General features: G+C 62.9%; 18 protein-coding genes. 14 read left to right on the top strand and 4 right to left on the bottom strand.

The features are described 5' to 3' along the window. Positions 1-175: 175 nt before the first annotated feature. Positions 176-1,264, bottom strand: a complete 1,089-nt coding sequence (locus tag ACIPW4_RS21095; RefSeq protein WP_400661169.1) for an asparaginase — start codon at positions 1,262-1,264, stop codon at positions 176-178. Between the two features lie 404 nt (positions 1,265-1,668). Here ACIPW4_RS21095 and ACIPW4_RS21090 point away from each other — a divergent pair, with 404 nt between their 5' ends. The 7 genes from ACIPW4_RS21090 to ACIPW4_RS21060 all read left to right on the top strand — a co-directional run bounded on the left by ACIPW4_RS21090 (position 1,669) and on the right by ACIPW4_RS21060 (position 8,718). Further along, on the top strand, positions 1,669-2,625 hold the full coding sequence (locus ACIPW4_RS21090) for a sugar ABC transporter substrate-binding protein (protein WP_400661168.1): 957 nt from the start codon (positions 1,669-1,671) through the stop codon (positions 2,623-2,625). A gap of 20 nt (positions 2,626-2,645) precedes the next feature. Beyond that, on the top strand, positions 2,646-4,199 hold the full coding sequence (locus ACIPW4_RS21085; RefSeq protein WP_400661167.1) for a sugar ABC transporter ATP-binding protein: 1,554 nt from the start codon (positions 2,646-2,648) through the stop codon (positions 4,197-4,199). Next, entirely contained in the window at positions 4,196-5,191 is a 996-nt protein-coding gene (locus tag ACIPW4_RS21080; protein ID WP_400661165.1) for an ABC transporter permease, read from the top strand. Before ACIPW4_RS21085 ends, ACIPW4_RS21080 begins: the two co-directional genes overlap by 4 nt. Before the next feature lie 4 nt (positions 5,192-5,195). After that, positions 5,196-6,218 carry a LacI family DNA-binding transcriptional regulator gene (locus ACIPW4_RS21075; protein WP_400661164.1) on the top strand — a complete coding sequence of 341 codons (1,023 nt, stop codon included), beginning with the start codon at positions 5,196-5,198 and terminating at the stop codon, positions 6,216-6,218. A gap of 9 nt (positions 6,219-6,227) precedes the next feature. Then, positions 6,228-7,136, top strand: a complete 909-nt coding sequence (rbsK, locus tag ACIPW4_RS21070; RefSeq protein ID WP_400661163.1) for a ribokinase — start codon at positions 6,228-6,230, stop codon at positions 7,134-7,136. Further along, a complete protein-coding gene (gene rbsD / locus ACIPW4_RS21065; protein ID WP_400661161.1) occupies positions 7,133-7,531 on the top strand; it encodes a D-ribose pyranase in 399 nt (132 codons plus the stop codon). The genes rbsK and rbsD overlap by 4 nt, the downstream gene beginning before the upstream one ends. Positions 7,532-7,710: 179 nt before the next feature. After that, the gene (locus tag ACIPW4_RS21060) at positions 7,711-8,718 is read left to right on the top strand and encodes a nucleoside hydrolase (RefSeq protein WP_400661159.1); all 1,008 of its coding nucleotides are present in this window, start codon (positions 7,711-7,713) and stop codon (positions 8,716-8,718) included. Here the strand turns inward: ACIPW4_RS21060 and ACIPW4_RS21055 are convergent. Further along, complete coding sequence (locus ACIPW4_RS21055; protein WP_400661157.1) at positions 8,690-8,902, bottom strand: hypothetical protein; 213 nt, start codon at positions 8,900-8,902, stop codon at positions 8,690-8,692. The two genes, ACIPW4_RS21060 and ACIPW4_RS21055, sit on opposite strands and share 29 nt — an antisense overlap. Before the next feature lie 261 nt (positions 8,903-9,163). On the opposite strand from ACIPW4_RS21055, the gene ACIPW4_RS21050 reads away from it, so the two are divergent. Further along, complete coding sequence (locus ACIPW4_RS21050; protein ID WP_400661155.1) at positions 9,164-9,484, top strand: I78 family peptidase inhibitor; 321 nt, start codon at positions 9,164-9,166, stop codon at positions 9,482-9,484. A 105-nt stretch (positions 9,485-9,589) separates the two neighbouring features. Here ACIPW4_RS21050 and ACIPW4_RS21045 read toward each other — a convergent pair whose 3' ends face one another. Next, positions 9,590-9,802, bottom strand: coding sequence for a cold-shock protein (locus ACIPW4_RS21045; RefSeq protein WP_400661154.1), 213 nt, complete (start codon positions 9,800-9,802; stop codon positions 9,590-9,592). 163 nt (positions 9,803-9,965) lie between these two features. After that, positions 9,966-10,271 carry a hypothetical protein gene (locus ACIPW4_RS21040; RefSeq protein ID WP_400661153.1) on the bottom strand — a complete coding sequence of 102 codons (306 nt, stop codon included), beginning with the start codon at positions 10,269-10,271 and terminating at the stop codon, positions 9,966-9,968. A gap of 335 nt (positions 10,272-10,606) precedes the next feature. Here ACIPW4_RS21040 and thrS point away from each other — a divergent pair, with 335 nt between their 5' ends. From thrS to pheT, 6 genes are all read left to right on the top strand, one after another. Continuing rightward, a complete protein-coding gene (gene thrS / locus ACIPW4_RS21035; RefSeq protein WP_400661151.1) occupies positions 10,607-12,529 on the top strand; it encodes a threonine--tRNA ligase in 1,923 nt (640 codons plus the stop codon). Further along, positions 12,529-13,080, top strand: coding sequence for a translation initiation factor IF-3 (infC, locus tag ACIPW4_RS21030; RefSeq protein ID WP_400661149.1), 552 nt, complete (start codon positions 12,529-12,531; stop codon positions 13,078-13,080). Before thrS ends, infC begins: the two co-directional genes overlap by 1 nt. 63 nt (positions 13,081-13,143) lie before the next feature. After that, the gene (rpmI, locus tag ACIPW4_RS21025; protein WP_003250667.1) at positions 13,144-13,338 is read left to right on the top strand and encodes a 50S ribosomal protein L35; all 195 of its coding nucleotides are present in this window, start codon (positions 13,144-13,146) and stop codon (positions 13,336-13,338) included. Between the two features lie 27 nt (positions 13,339-13,365). Next, on the top strand, positions 13,366-13,722 hold the full coding sequence (gene rplT, locus ACIPW4_RS21020; RefSeq protein WP_003250671.1) for a 50S ribosomal protein L20: 357 nt from the start codon (positions 13,366-13,368) through the stop codon (positions 13,720-13,722). Between the two features lie 109 nt (positions 13,723-13,831). Then, entirely contained in the window at positions 13,832-14,848 is a 1,017-nt protein-coding gene (pheS, locus tag ACIPW4_RS21015) for a phenylalanine--tRNA ligase subunit alpha (RefSeq protein WP_027920503.1), read from the top strand. Positions 14,849-14,881: 33 nt separating this feature from the next. Then, positions 14,882-17,263, top strand: a complete 2,382-nt coding sequence (gene pheT / locus ACIPW4_RS21010) for a phenylalanine--tRNA ligase subunit beta (RefSeq protein WP_400661147.1) — start codon at positions 14,882-14,884, stop codon at positions 17,261-17,263. The last annotated feature ends 4 nt before the right edge of the window (positions 17,264-17,267 follow it).

The following is a 17,267-nucleotide window of genomic DNA, read 5'->3' as shown; positions in this document are numbered from 1 at the left end:
GCTGAGATGGCTGTGAGCTTGAACTGCTCTGTGTATTTGCCCATAGGTCCCCCAAGGGTTGGATTTTTTGTCCAACTTCTTGGGGGCAGTCCAGGTGGTATGCGGTACCTGTAGGAGCGGGCAAGCCCGCGAAAGGGCCAGTGCAGCAACACACCAGCCCCCACTCCTGCCGCTATCAGTACTCCCAGAAAATCCGCTGCAGCTCCTTGCTGTCCTGGGTCTTGGTCATCGCCACCATCGCCAGGATCCGCGCCTTCTGCGGGTTCAGGTCATGGGCCACGACCCAGTCATATTTGTCGTCCGGCTGCTCGGCATTGCGCAGCACGAAGCCGCCCTGGTTGACGTGGGAAGAGCGAATGATCTGCACGCCATTCTTGTGCAGTTCCTGCAGCGCCGGCACCACCCGCGACGACACCGAGCCATTGCCGGTACCGGCATGGATGATCGCCTTGGCGCCGCTCTGCGCCAGTGCCTTGTACGCCGTGTCAGTGACGTTGCCGTAGCTGTAGGCAATGTCCACCTGCGGCAGGCTGCTGATCTGCTTGATGTCGAACTCCGACTGGGTGGTGTGGCGCTTGGCCGGCAGGCGGAACCAGTACGACTTGCCTTCGACCACCATGCCCATCGGGCCCCAAGCGCTCTTGAAGGCTTCGGTCTTGATGTTGACCGATTTGCTTACGTCGCGGCCCGACTGGATCTCGTCGTTCATGGTTACCAGCACGCCCTTGCCGCGCGACTGCTTGTCGCTGGCCACCGCCACGGCGTTGTACAGGTTGAGCATGCCGTCGGCCGACATCGCCGTGCCCGGGCGCATGGAGCCGACCACCACGATCGGCTTGTCGGTCTTCTCTACAAGGTTCAAGAAGTAGGCGGTTTCTTCCAGGGTATCGGTGCCGTGGGTGATGACGATGCCATCGACGTCCTTGCTGTCGGCAAGCTCCGCGACGCGCTTGGCCAGTTTCAGCAAATCGTCGTTGGTAATGCTTTCGGAGGCGATCTGCATCACCTGCTCACCACGCACATTGGCAAGGTCGGCCAGTTCCGGCACGCCAGCAATTAGCTTGTCGACGCCAAGCTTGGCGGCCTGGTAGGTGGCGCTGTTGGCAGCGCTGGCGCCGGCGCCGGCAATGGTGCCGCCGGTGGCGAGGATGACCACGTTGGCCAGCTTCTGCTGGGTTTCGACTTCCTTCGCCGAGGCAGCGGCGGGCAGGATCAGCAGCAGCGCCAGAGCGCTGGGGGCGAAGGTCTTCAGTGCAGCATTCATGATTATTGTTCTCTCTCTTCCTAATGAGATGGTTGCTGTGTCGCGCGCAGGTCAAGGCAGGTTTCGTACCAGCTTGCGCGATCTGATGTGGGAGCGGCCTTGCGTCGCGAAAGGGCTGCACAGCAGCCCCGGCAATTTATGCGGTGAAACTGAGATCCTGGGGGCGCTTCGCACCCCTTTCGCGACGCAAGGCCGCTCCCACACGAGGAGGCATTGCATTCGGAACCCCGAACAAGCATAGGAAAAGGTGTTCGGTTTTTCGGAAAAATTCCGGATAATCAGCACCAGTCGCGTCTTGACCCCGCCAGCGAAACGGATTTGACAAAACCAGGTCTTGTTTCCATAGTTACCCAACGCAAACGTTTGCGATCCGATAAAAAACACAAGATTCGGAGTCATCCCCCATGAAACTGCCGTTCCCCGGTCGTCTGCTGGCGCTCGCCGTCCTGTCCTCGCTGCCCCTCGCCATGCCGCTGTCTGCTGCCCATGCAGAAGAAAAACCCAAGGTCGCGCTGGTGATGAAGTCCCTGGCCAACGAATTCTTCCGCACCATGGAAGACGGCGCCAAGGACTACCAGAAAGCCCACCCTGGCGATTTTGAGCTGGTTGCCAACGGCATCAAGAACGAAACCGACACCGGTGAACAGATCCGCATCGTCGAGCAGATGGTCAACTCGGGCGCCAAGGCCTTGGTGATCGCGCCGGCAGACTCCAAGGCGCTGGTCTCGGCAGTGAAGAAAGCCATGGACAAAGGCGTCATCGTCATCAACATCGACAACCGCCTGGACCCTGAACTGCTCAAGAGCAAAGGCATCAGCGTGCCCTTCGTCGGCCCCGACAACCGCAAAGGGGCGCGCCTGGTCGGTGACTACCTTGCCAACGAGAAGCTCAAGGCCGGGGACCAGGTCGGCATCATCGAAGGCGTGCCGACCACCACCAACGCCCAGCAGCGTACCGCTGGCTTCAAGGATGCCATGGAAGCCGCGAAGATGAAGATCGTCTCGGTGCAGTCCGGCAACTGGGAAATTGACAAGGGCAACGCCGTCGCCGCCTCCATGCTCAACGAGTACCCTGACCTCAAGGCGCTGCTGGCCGGCAACGACAGCATGGCTCTGGGTGCGGTCTCGGCCGTGCGCGCCGCTGGCAAGGCTGGCCAGGTACAGGTGGTCGGCTACGACAACATCAACGCCATCAAGCCGATGCTCAAGGATGGCCGTGTGCTCGCCACCCTCGACCAGGCCGCCAGCCAGCAAGCGGTGTACGGCATCCAGGCGGCCTTGAAAATGGTCAAGGGCGAGAAGCCGGACGTGGACGCCGACAACGTCATCCAGACCCCGGTCGAACTTATCACCAAGCCCTGACCCCTGCAGGAGTAGTGGCCATGTCTGCATCGGCCAATGAAGTGGTGCTTGCCGCCAGCGCGCTGGGCAAAAGCTACGCCCAGCCAGTGCTGGCCGAGGTCAGCCTGGCCCTGCGCGCCGGTGAAGTGCTGGCGCTGACCGGCGAGAACGGCGCGGGCAAGAGCACCCTGTCCAAGCTCATCTGTGGCCTGGAAACCCCCACCACCGGGCACATGGCCTTCCGCGGCCAGGCCTACGCGCCGGCCAGCCGCAGCGAGGCCGAGCGCCTCGGGGTGCGCATGGTCATGCAGGAGCTGAACCTGCTGCCGACCCTGACCGTGGCCGAAAACCTGTTCCTCGACAACCTGCCCAGCCGCTTTGGCTGGATCAGTCACAAGCGCCTGCGCCAACTGGCCACGGCCGCCATGGCCCAGGTCGGGCTGGACGCCATCGACCCGGACACCCCAGTCGGCGAGCTGGGCATCGGCCATCAGCAGATGGTCGAGATCGCCCGCAACCTGATCGGCGACTGCCACGTGCTGATCTTCGACGAACCCACGGCGATGCTCACCGCCCGCGAAGTGGAGCTGCTGTTCACCCAGATCGAGCGCCTGCGTCAGCGCGGCGTGGCTATCGTCTATATCTCCCATCGCCTCGAGGAATTGCAGCGCGTGGCCCAGCGCATCGTCGTGCTGCGCGACGGCCAGCTGGTGTGCGACGAGCCGATCCAGCGCTACAGCAGCGCCGAGCTGGTCAACCTGATGGTGGGCCGCGAACTGGGCGAGCATATCGACCTGGGCCGGCGCACGATCGGCGCGCCGTTGCTCAAGGTCGACAGGCTGAGCCGCGGCGACAAGGTGCGCGAGGTGTCGCTGCAGGTCAGGGCAGGGGAGATCTTCGGCATCTCCGGGCTGATCGGCGCCGGGCGCACCGAACTGCTGCGGCTGATTTACGGCGCCGACCGCGCCGACAGCGGCAGCATCGCGATCGGCCAGCCGCTCGAGGCGGTGAGCATCGATTCGCCCAAGGCGGCGGTAAAAGCCGGTATCGCCCTGATCACCGAGGACCGCAAAGGCGAAGGCCTGCTGCTGACGCAATCGATCAGCGCCAACATCGCTTTGGGCAACCTGCCCGCCGTATCCCGCGCCGGGGTGCTCGACCGCGAGGCGGAACAGGCCCTGGCCGAGCGCCAGATCAGCGCCATGCGCATCCGCAGCGCCAGCCCGGCGCAGGCGGTCGGTGAGCTGTCCGGTGGCAACCAGCAGAAGGTGGTGATCGGCCGCTGGCTGGAGCGCGACTGCCAGGTGCTGCTGTTCGATGAGCCGACTCGCGGCATCGATGTCGGCGCCAAGTTCGACATCTATGGCTTGCTGGCCGAGCTGGCGCGCCAAGGCAAGGCCCTGGTGGTGGTGTCCAGCGACCTGCGTGAGCTGATGCTGATCTGCGACCGCATCGCCGTGCTCTCCGCCGGCCGTCTGATCGATACCTTCGACCGCGAGCACTGGAGCCAGGACCAACTGCTGGCTGCCGCCTTCGCCGGCTATCAGAAACGTGACGCCCTGCTGCACGAAGCAGCGCCCAGGATGGATGCATGAAGACCTCACCCCTCGATACCCCAGGCGGCGCGCCGGTGCGCCGCAGCGGCACCTACTTCGGCTTGGGCACCTACCTGGGCCTGGCCGGCGCCTTGCTGGCGATGATCGTGCTGTTCTCGTTCCTGAGCAGCCACTTCTGGTCGTATGTTACGTTCAGCACCCTCGCCAATCAGATCCCCGACCTGATGGTGCTGGCCGTGGGCATGACCTTCGTGCTGATCATCGGCGGCATCGACCTGTCGGTCGGCTCGGTACTGGCCCTGGCGGCCTCCACGGTCAGCGTGGCGATCCTCGGCTGGGGCTGGGGCGTGCTGCCTGCGGCCTTGCTCGGCATGGCGGTTGCCGCCCTGGCCGGCAGCATCACTGGCGGCGTCACCGTGGCCTGGCGCATCCCGTCGTTCATTGTCTCGCTTGGCGTGCTGGAGATGGCCCGGGGCCTGGCCTATCAGTTCACCGACTCGCGCACCGCCTACATCGGCGATGCCTACGCCTGGTTTTCCAACCCGGTCGCCTTCGGCATCTCGCCGGCCTTCATCATCGCCTTGCTGGTAATCGTGCTGGCCCAGCTGGTGCTGACTCGCACCGTGTTCGGCCGCTACCTGATCGGCATCGGCACCAACGAAGAGGCCGTACGCCTGGCCGGTATCGACCCGCGCCCGTACAAGGTGCTGGTGTTCGCCCTGATGGGGTTGCTCGCCGGCCTGGCCGCGCTGTTCCAGATCTCGCGCCTGGAAGCCGCCGATCCCAATGCCGGCTCGGGCCTCGAACTCCAGGTGATCGCCGCCGTGGTGATCGGCGGCACCAGCCTGATGGGGGGGCGCGGCTCGGTCATCAGCACGTTCTTCGGCGTGCTGATCATCTCCGTACTGGCTGCAGGCCTGGCGCAGATTGGCGCGTCGGAACCCACCAAACGCATCATCACCGGGGCGGTGATCGTCATCGCCGTGGTGCTCGACACTTATCGCAGCCGGCGTGCAGCCCGGCGGAACTGACAACATGGCAACCATCAAAGACGTCGCGGCCCTCGCGGGCATTTCATACACCACGGTATCCCATGTACTGAACAAGACCCGACCGGTCAGCGAACAGGTACGGCTCAAGGTCGAGGCGGCCATTTTGGAACTCGACTACGTGCCCAGCGCCGTGGCGCGCTCGCTCAAGGCGCGCAGCACGGCCACCATCGGCTTGCTGGTGCCCAACAGCGTCAACCCGTACTTCGCCGAGCTGGCCCGGGGCATCGAGGATGCCTGTGAACGCAACGGCTATTGCGTGATCCTGTGCAACTCCGACGACAACCCGCAGAAGCAGCGCAGCTACCTGCGCGTGCTGCTGGAAAAACGCATTGACGGCCTGGTGGTGGCGTCGGTCGGCGAGGACGCCGACCTGCTGCAGAGCCTGACCAATGTGCGCACGCCGATGGTCATCGTCGACCGGGAACTGGAAGGCGTCGATGCCGACCTGGTGCGCATCGACCATGAGCAGGGCGCTTACCTGGCCACACGGCACCTGCTGGAACTGGGCCATCGCGACATCGCCTACATCGGCGGCCCGGCCGAGACCGGCGTCACCCAGTTGCGCCTGAGCGGCTTCCGGCGGGCGATGGCTGAAGCCGAGGCTGAAGTGCTGGCTGGCCGTATTTTGCATTGCGATTTCACCAGCCCGGGTGGCCATGCCGCCGCCGCGCAATTGCTCGAGGGCGAGCGGCCGACGGCGATTTTCGCCGGTAACGACATGATCGGTTTCGGCGTGCTCCGCGCCGCTGCCGAGCGCAACATCAACGTGCCAGGCGAGCTGTCGGTGATCGGCTTCGACGACATCGAGCTGAGCCGCTATGTGTACCCGCCGCTGACCACGGTCGGCCAATCGATTCGCGAGCTGGGCGAAAATGCCGCTGCCTTGCTGCTTTCGCGCATCGCCACGCCGCGTCGCGATGCGGCCGAGCAGCGCATCGTCGCCCCGCGTATCGTGCTGCGCGAGTCCACCGGGCCGCGCCCGGACCTGTTCAATGATTACCGCTGAGGAAGGGTCATGAGTGCCAAGGTAGTGGTGGTCGGCAGCCTCAACATGGACTTGGTGGCCCGCGCCCAGCGGCTGCCGCGTGCCGGCGAGACACTGGCCGGGGAAAGCTTTTTCACCGTACCCGGTGGCAAGGGCGCCAACCAGGCGGTCGCCGTGGCGCGCCTGGGGGGTAGCGTGGCAATGGTGGGCAATGTCGGCGATGACGCCTACGGCCAGCAGTTGCGCCAGGCGTTGGAAGTGGAAGGCATCGATTGCCAGGCAGTCAGCGTATGCCCGGGCGTGTCCAGCGGCGTGGCGCTGATCACCGTGGACGCCGCCAGCCAGAACTGCATCGTCATCATCCCGGGTGGCAACGGGCTGCTGACGCCTGAATCGGTGCAGCGCTTCGATGCGCTGCTGCAGGCCGCCGAGGTGGTCATCTGCCAGCTCGAAGTGCCTTCGGAAACCGTTGCCTGGACCCTTGCCAGGGCCCGCGAACTCGGCAAGCGGGTGATCCTGAACCCGGCGCCGGCCACTGGCCCCTTGCCGGCGGACTGGTTTGCCCACATCGATTACCTCACCCCCAACGAAAGCGAGGCCGAAGCGCTGACCGGTGAGCCGGTCAACGACCTGCAAAGCGCCCGCCGTGCCGGTGAGCGCCTGCTGCAGCTAGGGGCCGGCAAGGTGATCGTCACCCTGGGCGCGCAAGGGGCCTTGTTCGTCAGCCGTGATGGCAGCCAGCATTTCCCGGCGCCTCAGGTGCAGCCGCTGGATACCACGGCGGCGGGCGATACCTTCATCGGCGGTTTTGCCGCTGCGCTGGTGCAGGGCAAAGGGGAGGGCGAGGCTATCGCGTTCGGCCAGCGTGCTGCGGCCTTGTCCGTCACCCGTGCCGGTGCCCAGCCGTCAATTCCTTACCTGGCGGAGTTGACCCCATGAAAAAGACCACGCTGCTCAACGTCGCCTTGTCGCGCACCATTGCCGGTATGGGGCATGGTGACATTCTGGTGATCGGCGATGCGGGCCTGCCCGTGCCGCCGGGGGTCGAACTGATCGATCTGGCGTTGACGGCAGGGATGCCGGATTTTGCCAGCGTGTTGCGCGCGGTGCTGAGCGAGTTGCAGGTGGAGCGGCACGTGCTGGCCGAAGAGATGCAGAAGGTGGTGCCGCCGGCGCTGGTCGAGGTCGAGCGCCTGAAGGGCAAGCTGGGCAAGCGTGAATGGCTGAGCCATGAAGCCTTCAAGGGGCTGTCGCGCAATGCAAGGGCGATTGTCCGTACCGGCGAATGCCAACCCTACAGCAACATCGCACTGATATCCGGCGTCACCTTCTAGCAAGCGAAACGTGGTGCGCTTTTTTGTGGGAGCGGCCTTGCGTCGCGAAAGGGCCGCAAAGCGGCCCCGGCAATTCGTGCGGCGAAGCTGAAATCGTGGGGGTGCTACGCACCCCTTTCGCGACACAAGGCCGCTCCTACAACGATCGCATTTCATACACGGCAACAGGAGTGCCACCCATGCTCAAACCCTTGCTACAAGGACTCACCCTCATGGCCGCAGCCGCCACCACCACCCTCCAGGCCGCACCCCGCGACCTGATCATCGACACCGACCCCGGCGCCGATGATGTGGTCGCGCTGTTCCTGGCCATGGCCTCACCCGATGAGCTCGACATCCGCGCTATTACCACCGTCGCCGGCAACGTGCGCCTGGAAAAGACCTCGCGCAACGCGCGCCTGGCCCGCGAATGGGCCAACCGCGAAGACATCCCGGTGTACGCCGGGGCAGGGCGACCACTGGTGCGCACGCCCATCTACGCCGCCGATGTCCACGGCGAGGAAGGCCTGGCCGGCGTCCCGGTGCATGAACCGAAAAAGCCCCTGGCCAACGGCAACGCCGTGCAATACCTGATCGATACCCTGGGCAGCGCCAAGCCCCACAGCATCACCATCGCCATGCTCGGCCCGCAGACCAACCTGGCCCTGGCGCTGATCCAGCAACCAGCGATCGCCAAAGGCATCAAGGAAGTGGTGGTCATGGGCGGCGCCCATTTCAACGGCGGCAACATCACGCCGGCGGCGGAGTTCAACCTCTACGCCGACCCGCATGCCGCCGAGGTGGTGCTGGCCAGTGGCGTGCAGCTGACCTACCTGCCGCTGGACGTCACCCATAAAGTCCTGACCAGCGACGCCCGCCTCAAGCAGCTGGCCGCCGTGAACAATCCCGCCAGCAAGATGGTGGTCGACATCCTGCAGGCATACATCAAGCACGACATGGACGTGTACGGCATGCCCGGCGGCCCGGTGCATGACGCCAGTGTCATCGCCTACCTGCTCAAGCCCGAGCTGTTCAGTGGCCGGCGCATCCACATGAGCGTCGACAGCCGCGAAGGCCCGACCTTCGGCCAGACCGTCGCCGACTGGTACGGCGTGCTCAGGCAACCGGCCAATGTGCTGTGGGTGAACGAGGGTGACGCCCAGGGCTTTTTCGACCTGCTCAGCGAGCGCCTGGCTCGATTGCAATAGCGGTGTGCGGCGCGAAGCGCTCGAATACCTGGTCGATGAAGCTGCGCGCCGCTTCGCTGCCGCGGTCGCGCACCAGCAGGTCGATGGCGATCAACAGCAACTCTTCGGGCGTGCCAGGACTGTAGGCGCTCTGGCCCTCCGCCCATTTGACCTTGATATCGGCGTCGATGCTGTGGCTGCTCATGAAAGGCTCTCGCTGCGGGCCCGGGGCGGAGGGGCGAACACCGTATCCTGGCGTTCGAAGAAGGCACTGTGCCTTCACTTCGTAAAGTAAATCATGACTTTGCAGCGCAAACCAAGCGGCTCGTCGGTTCAGCGGTAAAATTCGGTCACGATTGCCTTTGGCCCCGGTGTGCCGAGTTCAGGCAGACTTGCGCGGTTTTGCAACAAATTACGCGTGGAGCTGTCGGATCAGACAGTTCCCAGATCGATTTTAGGAGGATTCATGTTCCGTACCCGCGCTTTCCTGGCAACCCTGGCGGTGGCTGCTGTCCTGGCTGGTTGCAGCACTGGCGGCAACTCGGGGGGTGGCAAGGCGCCTGAGGTGTCGGCGGGCAATGATGGCCGCTGCGAGGCCAGCGGTGCCGACTTCGCCATCGGCAAGCCGGGCAGCGCCGAGCTGCTGGAGCAGGCGCGCAAGGGCAGTGGGTCGCAGATGGCGCGCATTCTCAAGCCGCACGACGTGGTCACCCTGGAGTACCGCTCCGAGCGCCTGAACCTGAATGTGAACGAGCAGGGTGTGGTGACCCGCGTCAACTGCGGTTGACAGGCCTGTAGCCCTGCGCACGGCTCCTACAGGGGGCGGTGCCAGAACAGTTAAAGCCCATAAAAAAACCCGCCACGAGGGCGGGTTTTTTTACAGCTGCCCGAATTACTCCGGACGAACCTGCGCAGCCTGCATGCCCTTCTGACCGCGCTCGGCGACGAAGGAAACAGCCTGGCCTTCTTTCAGGCTCTTGAAGCCGTCGGATTCGATGGCTTTGAAGTGTACGAACAGGTCGTCGCCGCCGCCTGCTGGGGTGATGAAGCCGTAGCCTTTCTCATCATTGAACCATTTGACGGTGCCTTGTTGGCGATTGGACATGAGGTGAATCTCCAGAACATTTAGATTTTTCAGTGGTGCAATGTGGCCGAGGCTACGGAGCACGGGGGACATCATAGTCCATTTCTGCGCATGTAGCGCCTTTTACCTTCGCAGGATATTGATCCAGGGCAAATAATGCCCGGCCTGCTCAGGCTTTATGGTTTCAGCTCTTCGGTGCGCAGGCCTTTTTCACAACGGATTGCGCCTTCTGCATCAACTTGGCATCAACGCCATCCTGGCTGTCCAGGTCGGCAATCTCCGCATCGGTGAAATTCTTCTTGATCGCTTGGGCACCACAGTCACAATGCTTTTTCGCGGTCGCGGCGTCGACGCCCTGGCCGCTGGCTACCTGGGTGCACTGGGCCATGTAGCCGGCTTCCTTCCCGGCCGGGAAGTTGCCCGCGTTCGCAGCCACAGGCAGCAGCAGGGCGCCAGCGGCCGCCAGGGCCAGAAGAGACGGAACTCGCATAACCAGTTACTCCTTGGGTTAAGGTCTCATCACAGAGTAGGTTGCTTCCCAAAGTCTGATAGGGATTTTTCCGCGTAAGTTCACCGCTCCAGCGCAATTTCCAAATATTTCTACGGCCCACGCAACCCGCGTGCTAGCATGCTCGGCTTGCAGCTCGCCACTGGCAGCCTGCAGCTTTTTCATTTTCCAGTCACTCTGGTTCGTCCCTGGCAAGCCGAAAGGCTTCTGCCACTGTGAGGCAGGCTTCCCTGAAGGGAAGGCAGGTCGGATCTTGTACTGGCTCATCCCAACCCACGTGACCTTTGGTAGGGGTCACCACTAGGAGAGGAGGCGCCATGCCCGTTATTACTCTTCCCGATGGCAGTCAACGTTCGTTTGATCACGCCGTATCCGTCGCCGACGTCGCCGCTTCCATCGGCGCAGGCCTGGCCAAGGCCACCGTGGCCGGCAAGGTCGACGGCAAGCTGGTCGATGCCTGCGACCTGATCAACAACGACGCCACCCTGCAGATCATCACCCCTAAAGATGCAGAGGGACTGGAGATCATCCGTCACTCGTGTGCCCACCTGGTCGGCCACGCAGTGAAGCAGCTGTACCCGACCGCCAAGATGGTGATCGGCCCGGTGATCGACGAAGGCTTCTATTACGACATCGCCTACGAGCGCCCCTTCACCCCTGAAGACATGGCCGCCATCGAAAAGCGCATGATGGAGCTGATCGAAAAAGACTACGACGTGGTCAAGAAGGTCACCCCGCGCGCCGAAGTCATCGACGTGTTCAAGGCCCGTGGCGAAGACTACAAGCTGCGCCTGGTCGAAGACATGCCGGACGAACAGGCCATGGGCCTGTACTACCACGAAGAATACGTCGACATGTGCCGTGGCCCGCACGTGCCGAATACGCGTTTCCTCAAGGCATTCAAGCTGACCAAGCTGTCCGGCGCCTACTGGCGCGGCGATGCCAAGAACGAGCAGCTGCAGCGTGTGTACGGCACCGCCTGGGCTGACAAGAAGCAGCTGGCCGCTTACATCCAGCGCATCGAAGAAGCCGAAAAACGCGACCACCGCAAGATCGGCAAGCAGCTCGACCTGTTCCACCTGCAGGAAGAAGCCCCCGGCATGGTGTTCTGGCACGCCAACGGCTGGACTGTGTACCAGGTGCTCGAGCAGTACATGCGTCAGGTTCAGCGCGTCAACGGCTACCAGGAAATCAAGACTCCACAGGTTGTCGACCGCATCCTCTGGGAGCGTTCCGGCCACTGGTCCAACTACGCCGAAAACATGTTCACCACTTCGTCTGAAAGCCGTGACTACGCGGTCAAGCCGATGAACTGCCCGTGCCACGTGCAGGTGTTCAACCAAGGCCTGAAGAGCTACCGCGACCTGCCGCTGCGCCTGGCCGAGTTCGGTGCCTGCCACCGTAACGAGCCATCCGGCGCCCTGCACGGCATCATGCGCGTGCGTGGCTTCGTGCAGGACGACGCGCACATCTTCTGCACCGAAGAACAGGTGAAGAAAGAAGCCGCCGACTTCATCAAGCTGACCCTGGACGTGTACAAGGACTTCGGCTTCACCGATATCGCCATGAAGCTGTCTACCCGTCCGGCCAAGCGTGTCGGCTCCGAAGAGCTGTGGGACCGTGCCGAAGGCGCACTGGCCGACGCCCTGAACGAGTCGGGCCTGGAGTGGGAATACCAGCCGGGCGAGGGCGCGTTCTACGGCCCGAAGATCGAGTTCACCCTGCGCGACTGCCTCGGCCGTAACTGGCAGTGCGGTACCCTGCAGTACGACCCGAACCTGCCAGAACGTCTGGATGCCAGCTATATCGCCGAAGATAACAGCCGGGTTCGCCCCGTCATGTTGCACCGTGCGATCCTCGGCTCGTTCGAGCGCTTCATCGGCATGTTGATCGAACACTACGCTGGCGTGTTCCCGGCGTGGCTGGCACCGACCCAGGCGGTGATCATGAATATCACCGACAAACAGGCCGATTTCGCCCTCGAAGTGGAAAATGCTCTGAACGGTAGCGGATTCCGTGCCAAGTCGGACTTGAGAAATGAGAAGATCGGCTTTAAAATCCGCGAGCATACTTTGCTCAAGGTCCCGTACCTTTTGGTTATAGGGGACCGCGAAGTCGAAACGCAAACCGTCGCTGTGCGTACTCGCGAAGGCGCTGACCTGGGCTCCATGCCCGTCGCCCAGTTCGCCGAGCTCCTGACACAAGCGGTTTCCCGGCGTGGTCGCCAAGAATCGGAGTAATGACTATTAAGCGTGAAATGAGAAACGATAAGCGTGCTGTACCGAAGGCCCCGATCAACGAGAATATCTCGGCCCGCGAGGTTCGGTTAATTGGCGCAGACGGCGAGCAGGTTGGCATCGTCTCGATTGATGAAGCGCTTCGTATCGCTGAAGAAGCGAAGCTGGATCTGGTGGAAATCTCTGCAGACGCGGTACCGCCTGTCTGCAAGGTGATGGACTACGGCAAGCACCTCTTCGAGAAGAAGAAGCAGGCCAACGAAGCCAAGAAAAACCAGAAGCAGATCCAGATCAAAGAAATCAAGTTTCGTCCAGGGACGGAAGAAGGGGATTACCAGGTAAAACTACGCAACCTGGTACGTTTCCTTAGTGATGGGGACAAGGCCAAGATCTCTCTGAGATTCCGCGGTCGTGAGATGGCCCACCAGGAGCTGGGCATGGAGCTGTTGAAGCGGGTCGAAACCGACCTCGCCGAATACGGCACCGTCGAGCAGCATCCGAAGATGGAAGGACGCCAGCTTATGATGGTCATCGCCCCCAAAAAGAAGAAGTAATCTCCCGGGCACGGCAGGCCTGATGATTATTGTGTAATTTTTATTCGAATGCGGAGTTCCAACATGCCAAAAATGAAAACCAAGAGCGGTGCTGCGAAGCGCTTCCTGAAGACCGCTTCCGGCTTCAAGCACAAGCACGCTTTCAAGAGCCACATCCTGACCAAAATGTCGACCAAGCGTAAGCGTCAACTGCGCGGTGCCAGCTTGCTGCACCCGTCTGACGTGGCAAAAGTCGAGCGCATGCTGCGCGTACGTTAATTCTGGTTTAGATAGAGGAAGTTACTCATGGCTCGTGTTAAGCGTGGCGTCATCGCTCGTAAGCGTCACAAGAAAATTCTGAAACTGGCTAAAGGCTACTACGGTGCACGCTCGCGCGTATTCCGCGTTGCCAAGCAGGCTGTCATCAAGGCTGGTCAATATGCCTACCGTGACCGTCGTCAGAAGAAGCGTCAGTTCCGCGCACTGTGGATCGCTCGTATCAACGCCGGTGCCCGCACCAACGGTCTGTCCTACAGCCGTCTGATTGCTGGCCTGAAAAAGGCTTCGATCGAAATCGACCGTAAGGTTCTGGCCGATCTGGCAGTGAACGAAAAAGCGGCGTTTGCTGCGATTGTCGAGAAAGCTAAAGCCGTTCTGGCTTAAGTACCCGCGACAATCACCCGGCGGCGCTTGCGGCGCCGGGCATTGAACGTCATCGATAGGGGAAGAGCCTTCAAAGCTCTTCCCCTATTTTCGTATCTGGAGTCTGTACATGGAAAACCTGGATGCGCTGGTCTCACAAGCCCTGGAGGCCGTCGAGCGCGCTGAAGACATCACTACCCTGGAACAGATCCGGGTTCAGTACCTCGGCAAGAAGGGCGAACTGACCCAGGTGATGAAGACCCTGGGCAACCTGCCTGCCGATGAGCGCCCGAAAGTCGGCGCGCTGATCAACGACGCCAAAGAGCGCGTCACCGTCGTGCTCAATGCACGCAAGGCCGCCTTTGAAGAGGCCGAGCTCAGCGCTCGCCTGGCCGCCGAATGCATCGACGTGACCCTGCCAGGCCGTGGCCAGACCACCGGCGGGCTGCACCCGATCACCCGTACTCTCGAGCGCATCGAGCAGTTCTTCACCCACATCGGCTACGGCATCGCCGAAGGCCCTGAGGTCGAAGACGACTACCACAACTTCGAAGCGCTCAACATCCCCGGCCACCACCCGGCCCGGGCGATGCACGACACCTTCTACTTCAATGCCAACATGCTGCTGCGCACCCACACCTCGCCGGTGCAGGTGCGGACCATGGAGTCCACCCAGCCGCCGATCCGCATTGTCTGCCCGGGCCGCGTCTACCGCTGCGACTCGGATATCACCCACTCGCCGATGTTCCACCAGGTCGAAGGCCTGCTGATCGACCGCGGCATCAACTTCGCCGACCTCAAGGGCACCATCGAAGAATTCCTGCGCGTCTTCTTCGAAAAAGAACTGGCCGTGCGCTTCCGCCCGTCGTTCTTCCCCTTCACCGAGCCGTCCGCCGAAGTCGACATCCAGTGCGTGATGTGTTCTGGCAAGGGCTGCCGCGTGTGCAAGCAGACCGGCTGGCTGGAAGTCATGGGCTGCGGCATGGTGCACCCGAACGTGCTGCGCATGTCTGGCATCGACCCTGAAGAATTCCAGGGCTTCGCCTTCGGGATGGGCGCCGAGCGCCTGGCCATGCTGCGCTATGGCGTCAACGATTTGCGTCTGTTCTTCGACAACGACCTGCGCTTCCTCGCGCAATTCCGCTAGGTCAATGCCCGACGCAACTTTCAGGAGAACAGCATGAAATTCAGTGAACAGTGGCTGCGCGGTTGGGTAAACCCGCAAGTCTCCCGTGACGAACTGGTCGCCCGCCTGTCCATGGCCGGCCTCGAAGTCGACAGCGTCACCCCTGCTGCCGGCCAGTTCAGCGGCATCGTCGTGGGCGAGATCCTCGCCACCGAACAACACCCGGACGCCGACAAGCTGCGCGTGTGCCAGGTGAGCAACGGCCAGGAAACCTTCCAGGTCGTCTGCGGCGCGCCCAACGCACGCCCAGGCATCAAGATCCCGTTCGCCATGATCGGCGCCGAACTGCCCGGCGACTTCAAGATCAAGAAGGCCAAGCTGCGCGGCGTCGAGTCGTTCGGCATGCTCTGCTCGGCCGCCGAGCTGCAGATCAGCGAAGAAAACGACGGCCTGCTTGAACTGGCAGCCGACGCCCCGGTGGGCGACGACATCCGCCAGTACCTGAGCCTGGACGACGCCAGCATCGAAATCGGCCTGACGCCGAACCGCGGTGACTGCCTGTCCATCGCAGGCTTGGCCCGCGACGTCAGCGCGCTGTACAACGTGCCGGTCACCCGCCCGGTCGTACCGGCTGTTGCCGCTGCCCATGACGAAGTGCGCCCGGTCGACGTCAGCGCCCCGGCCGCTTGCCCACGTTACCTGGGCCGCGTCATCCGCAACGTCGACCTGAGCAAGCCGACCCCGCTGTGGATGGTCGAGCGCCTGCGCCGCAGCGACGTGCGCAGCATCGACGCCGCCGTCGACATCACCAACTACGTGATGCTCGAACTCGGCCAGCCGATGCACGCCTTCGACCTCGCCGAAATCAACGGCGGCATCCGCGTGCGCATGGCTGAAGAGGGCGAGAAACTCGTCCTGCTCGACGGCCAGGAAGTGGCCCTGCGTGCCGACACCCTGGTCATCGCCGACCACACCCGCGCCCTGGCCATCGCCGGCGTCATGGGTGGCGAGCACAGCGGTGTGAACACCGAAAAAACCCGCGACCTGTTCCTCGAAAGCGCCTTCTTCGAGCCGATCTCGGTCGCCGGCAAAGCCCGTTCCTATGGCCTGCACACCGACGCCTCGCACCGCTACGAGCGCGGCGTCGACTCGCAGCTGGCTCGTGAAGCCATCGAGCGCGCCACCCAGCTGATCCTCGACATCGTCGGCGGTGAAGCCGGCCCGGTGGTCGAAGCCGTCAGCGAGCAGCACCTGCCGAACGTCGCCCCGGTCACCCTGCGCGCCGACCGCATCAGCCAGATGCTGGGCATGGAAATGGCCCCGGCCCAGATCGAGCAGCTGCTCAACAACCTCGGCCTGGCGACCACCGCAAAAGGGGCAGGGGAGTGGACCGTCAACGTCCCGAGCCACCGCTTCGACATCAGCCTGGAAGTCGACCTGATCGAAGAGCTGGCCCGCCTGTACGGTTACAACAACCTGCCAGTGCGCTACCCGCAAGCCCGCCTCGCGCCGCAAGCCCGCCCGGAAACCCGTGGCGAGCTGCCGAACCTGCGCCGCCTGCTGGTCGCTCGCGGCTACCAGGAAGCCATCACTTACAGCTTCATCGACCCGAAGCTGTTCGAGCTGTTCAGCCCAGGCGTCGAGCCGCTGCTGCTGGCCAACCCCATCTCCAACGACATGGCCGCCATGCGCGCCTCGTTGTGGCCGGGCCTGGTCAAGGCACTGCAGCACAACCTCAACCGCCAGCAAGACCGCGTGCGCCTGTTCGAAAGCGGCCTGCGCTTCGTCGGCCAGCTCGGTAACCTGCAGCAGCAACCGATGATCGCCGGCGTCGTCACCGGCAGCCGCCTGCCCGAAGGCTGGGCCAATGGCCGCGACACCATCGACTTCTTCGACGTCAAGGCCGACGTGGAAGCCCTGCTGGGCTACAGCGGCGCCCTGAGCGACTTCACCTTCGCCGCCGGCAAGCACCCCGCCCTGCACCCTGGCCAGACCGCTGTGATCCAGCGCGACGGCAAGGACGTCGGCTACCTCGGCGCCATCCACCCAGAGCTTGCCAAAGCCCTGGACCTGGACCGCCCGGTGTTCGTCTTCGAGCTGGTGCTGGGTGATGTGGTCGAAGGCCGCCTGCCGAAATTCAGCGAACTCTCCAAGTTCCCGGAAACCCGTCGCGACCTGGCTTTGATTGCAGGACGTGATGTAGCTTCTCAAGACGTGCTTGAAGTAATTCGTGACAATGCAGGCGAATGGCTCACAGACCTCAGGCTGTTTGATGTCTACCAAGGTAAAGGCATTGATCCTGATAGAAAAAGCCTTGCCGTCGGCTTGACCTGGCAGCATCCATCGCGCACTCTTAACGACGATGAGGTGAACACTACCCTGCAGAACATCCTCACCTCGCTCGAACAAAGGTTGAACACCACGTTAAGGAAATAACGGC

It is taken from the genome of Pseudomonas sp. NPDC089996, from assembly GCF_044748405.1.
GTDB lineage: Bacteria > Pseudomonadota > Gammaproteobacteria > Pseudomonadales > Pseudomonadaceae > Aquipseudomonas.
Note: the sequence above shows the minus strand (reverse complement) of the source record. Positions and strands in the feature narration are given on the sequence as shown.

Excerpts from the sequence above, each read along its gene's own strand:
- ACIPW4_RS21085 (WP_400661167.1), top strand. The coding sequence starts at position 2,646 with ATGTCTGCATCGGCCAATGAAGTGGTGCTTGCCGCCAGCGCGCTGGGC.
- rbsD (WP_400661161.1), top strand. The coding sequence starts at position 7,133 with ATGAAAAAGACCACGCTGCTCAACGTCGCCTTGTCGCGCACCATTGCC.
- pheS (WP_027920503.1), top strand. The coding sequence starts at position 13,832 with ATGGAAAACCTGGATGCGCTGGTCTCACAAGCCCTGGAGGCCGTCGAG.
- ACIPW4_RS21040 (WP_400661153.1), bottom strand. The coding sequence starts at position 10,271 with ATGCGAGTTCCGTCTCTTCTGGCCCTGGCGGCCGCTGGCGCCCTGCTG.
- rbsK (WP_400661163.1), top strand. The coding sequence starts at position 6,228 with ATGAGTGCCAAGGTAGTGGTGGTCGGCAGCCTCAACATGGACTTGGTG.
- ACIPW4_RS21080 (WP_400661165.1), top strand. The coding sequence starts at position 4,196 with ATGAAGACCTCACCCCTCGATACCCCAGGCGGCGCGCCGGTGCGCCGC.
- ACIPW4_RS21045 (WP_400661154.1), bottom strand. The coding sequence starts at position 9,802 with ATGTCCAATCGCCAACAAGGCACCGTCAAATGGTTCAATGATGAGAAA.
- rpmI (WP_003250667.1), top strand. The coding sequence starts at position 13,144 with ATGCCAAAAATGAAAACCAAGAGCGGTGCTGCGAAGCGCTTCCTGAAG.
- ACIPW4_RS21075 (WP_400661164.1), top strand. The coding sequence starts at position 5,196 with ATGGCAACCATCAAAGACGTCGCGGCCCTCGCGGGCATTTCATACACC.
- rplT (WP_003250671.1), top strand. The coding sequence starts at position 13,366 with ATGGCTCGTGTTAAGCGTGGCGTCATCGCTCGTAAGCGTCACAAGAAA.
- infC (WP_400661149.1), top strand. The coding sequence starts at position 12,529 with ATGACTATTAAGCGTGAAATGAGAAACGATAAGCGTGCTGTACCGAAG.
- ACIPW4_RS21055 (WP_400661157.1), bottom strand. The coding sequence starts at position 8,902 with ATGAGCAGCCACAGCATCGACGCCGATATCAAGGTCAAATGGGCGGAG.
- pheT (WP_400661147.1), top strand. The coding sequence starts at position 14,882 with ATGAAATTCAGTGAACAGTGGCTGCGCGGTTGGGTAAACCCGCAAGTC.
- thrS (WP_400661151.1), top strand. The coding sequence starts at position 10,607 with ATGCCCGTTATTACTCTTCCCGATGGCAGTCAACGTTCGTTTGATCAC.
- ACIPW4_RS21090 (WP_400661168.1), top strand. The coding sequence starts at position 1,669 with ATGAAACTGCCGTTCCCCGGTCGTCTGCTGGCGCTCGCCGTCCTGTCC.
- ACIPW4_RS21060 (WP_400661159.1), top strand. The coding sequence starts at position 7,711 with ATGCTCAAACCCTTGCTACAAGGACTCACCCTCATGGCCGCAGCCGCC.
- ACIPW4_RS21095 (WP_400661169.1), bottom strand. The coding sequence starts at position 1,264 with ATGAATGCTGCACTGAAGACCTTCGCCCCCAGCGCTCTGGCGCTGCTG.
- ACIPW4_RS21050 (WP_400661155.1), top strand. The coding sequence starts at position 9,164 with ATGTTCCGTACCCGCGCTTTCCTGGCAACCCTGGCGGTGGCTGCTGTC.